This is a genomic window from Streptomyces sp. NPDC059900, assembly GCF_050270335.1.
Classification (GTDB): domain Bacteria; phylum Actinomycetota; class Actinomycetes; order Streptomycetales; family Streptomycetaceae; genus Streptomyces.
The window spans coordinates 38,485-39,374 of record NZ_JBNNJZ010000024.1; the positions used below are offsets into that span (position 1 = coordinate 38,485).

Genomic DNA, 890 nt, shown 5'->3' on the forward strand with positions numbered 1-890 from the left:
ACAAACAGAACCACCGCTCCGCGGCGGATCTCTCCCACCCACCCACCCGTTCACCCCGCGGTGACCTGCGGGGCCAGACACCCGATTGCCCCGAATCCCCGGCCGGGGCGGGACCGCTCGCCCGCCCTGCGTCAGTCGCCGACGGCGGCCCGCCCCCACCAGGGCCACCCGCACCCGGCGACGAGACCCGCACGGGTGGTGCGGGTGGGAGCCACACCCCGGCCGGAGGCCGGGTGCACCACACACAATCTGCGCCCACGCAAGAGAGAGGCACCCGCCATGGACCTGGTGATCCGGGACGCACGCGTCATCGACGGCACCGGAGGTGCCTCCTACCGAGCCGACGTCGGCGTACACGAGGGCAGGATCACCACGATCCACCGCGAGGGGGACGCGGGCCCCCGCCCCACCGGAACCCGCACGGTCGAGGCCCACGGCCTGTCCCTCGCGCCCGGCTTCATCGACATGCACGCCCACAGCGACCTCGCCCTCCTGCGCGACCCGGACCACAGCGCGAAGGCCGCCCAGGGCGTGACCCTGGAGGTCATCGGCCAGGACGGGCTGAGCTACGCCCCCGTCGACGACCGCACCCTCGCCCAGGTCCGCCAGGCCATCACCGGCTGGAACGGCGACGGCAGCGACATCGACTTCGACTGGCGCACGGTCGGCGAGTACCTGGACCGCCTGGACCGGCAGGGCATCGCGGTGAACGCGGCCTACCTCATCCCGCAGGGCACAGTCCGGATGTACGCGGTCGGCTGGGACGACCGCCCGGCCACCCACGCCGAGGTCGAGCGCATGAAGCAGCTCGTCGCCGAGGGGATGGAGCAGGGCGCCGTCGGCATGTCCTCCGGGCTCACCTACACCCCCGGCATGTACGCCGACGACTC

At 73.1% G+C, this 890-nt stretch carries 1 protein-coding gene; it reads left to right on the forward strand.

The window, feature by feature from the left end; all coding sequences use genetic code 11:
• Positions 1–279 precede the first annotated feature (279 nt).
• Positions 280–890 (forward strand): amidohydrolase family protein (locus tag ACQKIP_RS06550; protein WP_427742341.1); only part of this gene is annotated, 611 nt, incomplete at its 3' end.